The following is a 6,299-nucleotide window of genomic DNA, read 5'->3' on the forward strand; positions in this document are numbered from 1 at the left end:
GATCGCCGTGACGGTCGACGTGCTCGAGGGTCCTGTCGTGGACGACACCGCCGACCAGGCCGCCGACCAGGCCGCCGTCGACGCCGAGTTCGTGGCCATCGTCCTCGCCGAACGCCCGTGGGGAGAGGGGGAGCCCGCCCCGCGCACGCCGCCGCCCGCGGCCGCGACCGGCACCCGCCGCGTCCCCCCACCGTCCGGGCCGGGTCCGCTCTCCGAGCAACCGGACGACCTGGTCCCGGCGGTCGGTGAGACCCCGCAGGTCCGGCGACGAACCGGCCCGGGACCGCGATCGCCTCCGCGGCGCTCGACCCCGGTCACCGATCCGACGAGGAGGTGAGCGCCGAGCGCCGACCACACCCCCGGGAGGGCACCGACCCTCTCGCTCCATCCCCACCGGTCCCGGCCCGGGGCCGACCGGGACGACCCGACGAGCGGCCGAACGCCGCGACGGACGAGAACGGGGTCGCCCGCGTCGGTCCCGGGCCTTTCGACGCCCGTGTCCCACACCAGGAGAGGAACCGCCATGGGCCTGCAGCGGGTGTGGATCGAGACCCTCGACGGCGGGCTGGTCCGCGCCGACCAGGTCGTCGAGGTCCTCGCCCACCGCACCGCGGCGTTCGCGGGCAAGCCGGCGCGCTGGCTGCTCGACGTGGTGCTGCCGGTGGGGCAGGGCGCCGGCACCGCGGCCCAGTGGAACCTCGGCGCGTCGCACCGCACGCTCGCCCAGACCTCCGACGAGCCCGCGGGCGCACCGGCCCGGCTCGTCCGCCTGCTCTCCGAGCTCGACGAGCGGGACGCCGCCGGGACCGTCACCGTCCGCCGGTCCCCCGACGGCCTCGACCTCGGCTTCGAGCCGTTCGCGCCCTCGCCGGCGTCGGACGCGCGCCCGTCACCGGCGCCCGCTCACACCTGAGTCCCGACCAGGAGCACCAGCGCGAACGAGACGAGGTTGAACGTCGCGTGGGCCGCCGCCGGGGGCCAGATCGACCCGGTGCGCTCGTAGAGCACGGCGTTGACGATGCCCAGCAGGAGCGCGGCCGCGAACACGACGTTGAGGCCGTGGGCCAGCGCGAAGACGCCCGCGGAGAGCACCACCGCGAGCACGTGCCCGAGCCGGCGCAGCACGCCGTAGGCGAGGCCGCGGAAGAGCAGTTCCTCGCCGAGGGGCACCACCAGCCCGCCGATCAGCACGACCAGCGTCGCCGCGACCGGCCCGCTGAACAGCGTCAGCGCCTCCTGCGGGTCGGAGGTGTCCCCGGTGAGCGCGACGTAGACGACGATCAGCACCCGCGAGACGAGCCAGACCAGCAGCCCGATGCCCACGCCGAGCGCGACCGTGCGGGCGACCGGGCGCACGAGCCCCACCGCGGCGGGCGACCGCACCCGCAGCGCCAGGGCGATCGCCACCGCGAGCAGCGCCGACCCGCCCGACACCGCGACCAGCGCGGGAGGGGGCGGCGTGCCCTCGCTCAGCAGCCCGAGCGCGACGAACAGCAGCAGCTGCAGCGCCACGTAGGCGACCGCACCGACGACCAGCTCGAGCCAGCCCAGCGTCGGCCGGGCGACGGGAGCGACGTGCTCGACCGGCTGCTCAGTCACCCCGGGCCTTGCGGGTCTCGCGGTCGTTGGCCTTCTGCACGGCGCGGGCCAGCTCGTCCTTGTCCATCTTCGAGCGACCCTCGACATCGAGCTGCTGGGCCCGCTCGTAGAGGTGCTCCTTGCTGGCGTTGGCGTCGACCCCGCCGCCGGTCTCGCCGCTGGGGTTCGCGCCACCGCTCTCGGCGCGGGAGTCGGAGGGGCCGTACTCCTCCTTCTGCTCCCAGTGGTCGCCGACCTTCTCGTGGGTGTGCTTGAGCGCCGCGTAGGCCGTGCGGCTCGCGCGCTCGCCCTTGCCGTACGTCTCCTCCGCCGACTCCTTCGCCTTGGCGTAGGTGTCGCGGGCTTTCTTGTCCGAGCGCTGCAGCGTCGACGGCAGGTCCTCGAAGTCCTCCGGCATGCCAGCGAAGTACCCGGTCAGCCGCGCACGCCCACTTCCAGGTCCGCCACGCTCGCCACGACCTGCTGCGGCCGGTAGGGGTAGCGGTCCATCTCGGTGGGGTCGGTGACGCCCGAGAGCACGAGGATCGTGTGCAGCCCGGCCTCCATGCCGGCGACCATGTCGGTGTCCATCCGGTCGCCGATCATCGCCGTGGTCTCGGAGTGCGCCCCGATCGTGTTGAGGCCCGCCCGGATCATCAGCGGGTTCGGCTTGCCGACGAAGTACGGGGTCTTCCGCGTCGCGTGCGTGATGAGCGCGGCGACCGAGCCGGCGGCGGGCAGCGTCCCCTCGGGCGACGGACCGGTCGCGTCCGGGTTGGTGACGATGTAGCGCGCCCCGCCCTCGATGAGCCGGATCGCCCGCGTGATCGCCTCGAACGAGTAGGTGCGCGTCTCGCCGATGACGACGTAGTCGGGGTCGCGGTCGGTGAGGATGTAGCCGACGTCGTGCAGGGCGGTGGTCAGTCCCGCCTCGCCCACGACGAACGCGCTGCCGCCGGGGCGCTGGTCGTCGAGGAACTGCGCGGTGGCCAGCGCCGAGGTCCACAGGTGTCCGGCCGGGATGTCGATGCCGCTGGCGTGCAGGCGGGCCTGCAGGTCGCGCGGGGTGTAGATCGAGTTGTTGGTCAGCACGAGGAAGCGCTTGCCCGCCTCGCCCAGGCGCCGGATGAACTCGTCGGCGCCGGGCAGCGCGTTCTCCTCGTGGACGAGGACCCCGTCCATGTCGATGAGGTAGCTCTCGAGCGGCTCGCTCATGCCGGCGCCTTCCGCAGGTGCGTGTCGAAGAACTGCAGGATGCGCCGCCAGGCGTCCTCGGCCGACGGCCGGTGCAGGCCGAGCCCGAGCACCGCGAGCGGCGCGGGCATCGGCTCGAGGAAGCTGTGGTTCGCGTCCGGGTAGGTCTTGACGTCGTGCTCGACGCCCAGCGCGGTGAGCGCCTGCTCGAGGCGTTCGGGGTGCCCGCGCAGCGACGGGTCCCTGCCCCCGAAGCTCGCCACGACCGGGCAGATGCCGGCGAGCTCGCGCTCGGCGTCGTCGGGGACCCGGCCGTAGTTCGGGGCCGCCGCGGCGTAGTCGTGACGGGCCGCGGAGAGCAGCGCGAAGCCGCCGCCCTGGCAGAAGCCGATCACCCCGACACGCCCGGTGCAGTCCTCGCGGCCGGCGAGCCAGGTGCGCGCGGCCTCGATGTCGTCGAAGACCGGGCCGGTGCCGGTGGTCATCGACTTCATGGTCGCGGCGATGCACCACGGGCCGCCGCCTCGCGCGGTGTAGAGCGCCGGCGCCACCGCGAGGTAGCCCGCCGCGGCCAGGCGCTCGGTGTGGTCGCGCAGCGTCCCGCGCAGGCCGAAGGCGTCCTGGAGCACGACGACGCCCGGGAACGGGCCGTCGCCCACCGGCGGTTCGGCGAGGAACGCGGACTGGTGGCTGCCCGCGGAGGCGGGGATGTGCAGGTCGGGCACGTCGGCACCCCAGACGGTTCGGCGCTGCTGGACGGCCGAGCCTCGCAGGAGCGGTGCGCCGCGGCCATCGCGGGTACGCCCATCGTATGGACATCAAGTACACCGCCGAGGCCGTCTCGTCCGGTGACGCGCGCAACGGGCACGTCCGCAGCTCGGACGGCGTCATCGACCAGGACATGACGATGCCGAAGGAGATGGGCGGCCCGGGCGGGGGCACCAACCCCGAGCAGCTCTTCGCCGCCGGGTACGCCGCCTGCTTCCACCAGGCGCTCAAGCTCGCGGGCGGGCAGTCGGACGTCGACATGGACTCCACCAGCGTCGAGGCCAAGGTCGGCATCGGCCCGGACGCCGAGAGCTTCGGGCTCCAGGTGTGGATCACCGCGACGATCCCCGGCACCGACCAGGACACCGCCGACCGGCTCGTCGCCCGCGCGCACGAGCTCTGCCCGTACTCCAAGGCCACCCGCAACAACATCGGGGTGGAGGTCACCGCGACGGTCTGAGGTCGATGGGCCACCCTCCGGGTGTGCGCCTCCCCCTCGGTCTCCGCGTCGTGGGCACGGCCCGCCGTCTGCTCGGCGGGTCGCTCGCCCACCTCGACCCCGCCGACGTCCCCGCCGCCCGGGCGGCCGTCCTGCGCCTGCAGCACGGTCCGCTCGGACGGGCGGTGATCGGCACCCCGCCGCGTGACGTCGTCGTCGAGGAGACGGTGCTGCCGACCGCGTCGGTGCCCGCGGGCCTGACGGTGCGCGTCTACCGGCCGCCGTCGACGCAGGCGCCGGCGCCGGTCGTCGTCAACCTCCACGGCGGCGGATTCGTGCAGGGCGACCTCGACCAGTCCGAGTGGTTCTGCGCGCACGTCGCGCGGGCGGCCGCGGCGGTCGTGGTGTCGGTGGACTACCGCCTCGCGCCCGAGCACCGCTTCCCGGTGCCCGCGCAGGACGCCTACGAGGCCGTCGAGGCGCTCGCCGCCACCCCGGGGCGCGTCGGGATCGACCCGGCGCGGATCGCGGTGATGGGCGACAGCGCGGGCGGCAACCTCGCCACCGTCGCCTGCCTCATGGCCCGCGACCGCCGCCGCGAGGGGCGCGAGGCGCCGGCGATCGCGGCGCAGGTGCTCGTCTACCCGGGCGTCGAGATGGTCGACGTCCTGCCCTCGGAGCGGGCGATCCCGGTCGCGCCGATCCTGTCCGCCGCCGACATCCGCGGCTTCCACGCGCTCTACCTCGGCGACGCCGACGGCACGCACCCCTACGCCTCGCCGCTGCGCGCCGACCTGCGCGGGCTCCCGCCGGCCCTGGTGCAGACCGCCGAGCACGACCCGCTGCGCGACCACGGCGAGCGCTACGCCGAGGCGCTCGACGCCGCCGACGTCCCGGTGCGCCACACCCGCTACCTCGGCGCCGCCCACGGCTACGTCGCCACCGGGGGCCTGACCCCGCGCACCTCGCTGCAGGCGGTCGCGGAGATCGGGGCGTTCCTGCGCGCCATGTGAGCGGAATTCGCGGTCCTGACCGGGATTCCCGCTCACGTACGGTCCGGGGCCGGGGCTCAGGTGGCGGGGCTACCGTGGAGGCCCGTGACCCCCGACCCCGCCGCGCCGCCGCGCGCCGTGCTGCTCGGCGCCTGCGCGGGCGTCGTCGGGGTCGCGGCGCACGGCTCGGCCGGCGGGACGCTGCTCGTGTCCCCGGCCACCGTGCTGGTCACGCTCGCCGTCGTGCTGGTCACGGCCCTGCTCCGCCCGCGACGCGCGGGCCGCCTCGCCGCGGTGCTCGCCGCCGGGCAGCTCGCGATCCACCTCGCCACGCCGACCGACGGGCACGCCGGCCACCACGGGGTGCACGCCGCGCCGGACGGCGGGATGGTCCTCGCGCACGTCGCGGTCGCGGTGCTCGTCGCCCTCGGGTTCGCGCACGCCGACCGCGCCCTCGCGCGCGCCGTCCGGCGCCGCGTCACGACCTGGGCGCGGCGCCTCGCCGGTCCGCCGGTCCCGTCGGACCCGCCCCGCGTGCCGGCGGACCCGCCGGCGCCCACGGCTCGCCGGCGCCACGCCGTCGTCACCCACCACCCGCGTCGGGGACCGCCGTCGCCGCCCGAGGACCGGACGCCTCACCGCGTCCCGGACCGCGCCGCGACACCACCCCGATCCGGAAGGACCCCTGCATGCCCGCACCGCGGACCCCGTCCGCCCGTCCCCGCCGCGGCGTCCTCGCCGCCCTGCTGACCGGCCTGCTCGCGGTCTCCGCGCTGCTCGCCACCGCCGGCACCGCGAGCGCCCACGACGTCGTCACCGGCAGCGACCCGGCCGACGGCGCCACCCTCCCGACCGCGCCGACCAGCGTCTCGGTGACCTTCAGCGACGAGCCGCAGGGCAACCTGTCCACGCTGACCGTCGTCGGTCCCGACGGCGCCCGCCACGACGCCGGCCCGACGACCACGCAGGGCCAGGTCGTCACCGTGCCGGTGGGACCGCTGCCGCAGGCCGGCCGCTACGAGATCGGCTACCGCATCATCTCGAGCGACGGCCACCCGACGACCGGCTCGGTGGCCTTCGAGCTGACGACGCCGTCGGCGTCCTCGGCGGCTCCGGCGGGCACCGCGGCGGCCGCGCCGGGCACCCCGTCGGACCCCCACGCCGGCCACGAGGCCGCCCCGCCGTCGCCCGCCGCGGCGGCCGGCCCCGACGACGCGAGCGGCGGTGTGCCCGCCTGGGTGTTCGTCGTCATCGCGGTGGTCGTCGTCGGCGGGGCCGTCGCGCTGGTGCTGCGCCGGCGCGCCTGAGACCCGGCCCCGGGATCCGGA

General features: G+C 75.9%; 10 protein-coding genes. 6 read left to right on the forward strand and 4 right to left on the reverse strand.

The annotated features are described in order from the left end of the window. Window positions 1-7: 7 nt before the first annotated feature. Window positions 8-337, forward strand: a complete 330-nt coding sequence (locus PH190_RS23420; RefSeq protein ID WP_274233934.1) for a hypothetical protein — start codon at window positions 8-10, stop codon at window positions 335-337. Between the two features lie 186 nt (window positions 338-523). Beyond that, entirely contained in the window at window positions 524-913 is a 390-nt protein-coding gene (locus tag PH190_RS23425) for a hypothetical protein (RefSeq protein ID WP_274233935.1), read from the forward strand. Here PH190_RS23425 and PH190_RS23430 read toward each other — a convergent pair. Genes PH190_RS23430 through PH190_RS23445 form a run of 4 tightly spaced genes read right to left on the reverse strand, consistent with a single transcriptional unit; the run spans window position 904 to window position 3,497 of the window. Further along, complete coding sequence (locus PH190_RS23430; RefSeq protein ID WP_274233936.1) at window positions 904-1,599, reverse strand: CPBP family intramembrane glutamic endopeptidase; 696 nt, start codon at window positions 1,597-1,599, stop codon at window positions 904-906. The two genes, PH190_RS23425 and PH190_RS23430, sit on opposite strands and share 10 nt — an antisense overlap. After that, window positions 1,592-1,996: a ChaB family protein gene (locus PH190_RS23435; protein ID WP_274233937.1), complete on the reverse strand. Its 405-nt coding sequence runs from the start codon at window positions 1,994-1,996 to the stop codon at window positions 1,592-1,594. The genes PH190_RS23430 and PH190_RS23435 overlap by 8 nt, the downstream gene beginning before the upstream one ends. A 17-nt stretch (window positions 1,997-2,013) precedes the next feature. Beyond that, window positions 2,014-2,793, reverse strand: coding sequence for an HAD-IIA family hydrolase (locus tag PH190_RS23440; protein WP_274233938.1), 780 nt, complete (start codon window positions 2,791-2,793; stop codon window positions 2,014-2,016). Next, entirely contained in the window at window positions 2,790-3,497 is a 708-nt protein-coding gene (locus PH190_RS23445; RefSeq protein WP_274233939.1) for a dienelactone hydrolase family protein, read from the reverse strand. Before PH190_RS23445 ends, PH190_RS23440 begins: the two co-directional genes overlap by 4 nt. Window positions 3,498-3,583: 86 nt before the next feature. On the opposite strand from PH190_RS23445, the gene PH190_RS23450 reads away from it, so the two are divergent. From PH190_RS23450 to PH190_RS23465, 4 genes are all read left to right on the forward strand, one after another. Continuing rightward, window positions 3,584-4,000, forward strand: coding sequence for an organic hydroperoxide resistance protein (locus tag PH190_RS23450; RefSeq protein WP_274233940.1), 417 nt, complete (start codon window positions 3,584-3,586; stop codon window positions 3,998-4,000). A 23-nt stretch (window positions 4,001-4,023) separates the two neighbouring features. Next, window positions 4,024-4,992, forward strand: coding sequence for an alpha/beta hydrolase (locus tag PH190_RS23455; RefSeq protein ID WP_274233941.1), 969 nt, complete (start codon window positions 4,024-4,026; stop codon window positions 4,990-4,992). Window positions 4,993-5,076: 84 nt separating this feature from the next. Then, window positions 5,077-5,721, forward strand: a complete 645-nt coding sequence (locus PH190_RS23460) for a hypothetical protein (RefSeq protein WP_274233942.1) — start codon at window positions 5,077-5,079, stop codon at window positions 5,719-5,721. Beyond that, entirely contained in the window at window positions 5,661-6,278 is a 618-nt protein-coding gene (locus PH190_RS23465; RefSeq protein ID WP_274233943.1) for a copper resistance CopC family protein, read from the forward strand. The genes PH190_RS23460 and PH190_RS23465 overlap by 61 nt, the downstream gene beginning before the upstream one ends. Window positions 6,279-6,299 lie beyond the last annotated feature (21 nt).

It is taken from the genome of Actinomycetospora straminea, from assembly GCF_028737255.1.
Lineage (GTDB): Bacteria > Actinomycetota > Actinomycetes > Mycobacteriales > Pseudonocardiaceae > Actinomycetospora > Actinomycetospora straminea.

Excerpts from the sequence above, each read along its gene's own strand:
- PH190_RS23425 (WP_274233935.1), top strand. The coding sequence starts at position 524 with ATGGGCCTGCAGCGGGTGTGGATCGAGACCCTCGACGGCGGGCTGGTC.
- PH190_RS23435 (WP_274233937.1), bottom strand. The coding sequence starts at position 1,996 with ATGCCGGAGGACTTCGAGGACCTGCCGTCGACGCTGCAGCGCTCGGAC.
- PH190_RS23440 (WP_274233938.1), bottom strand. The coding sequence starts at position 2,793 with ATGAGCGAGCCGCTCGAGAGCTACCTCATCGACATGGACGGGGTCCTC.
- PH190_RS23450 (WP_274233940.1), top strand. The coding sequence starts at position 3,584 with ATGGACATCAAGTACACCGCCGAGGCCGTCTCGTCCGGTGACGCGCGC.
- PH190_RS23465 (WP_274233943.1), top strand. The coding sequence starts at position 5,661 with ATGCCCGCACCGCGGACCCCGTCCGCCCGTCCCCGCCGCGGCGTCCTC.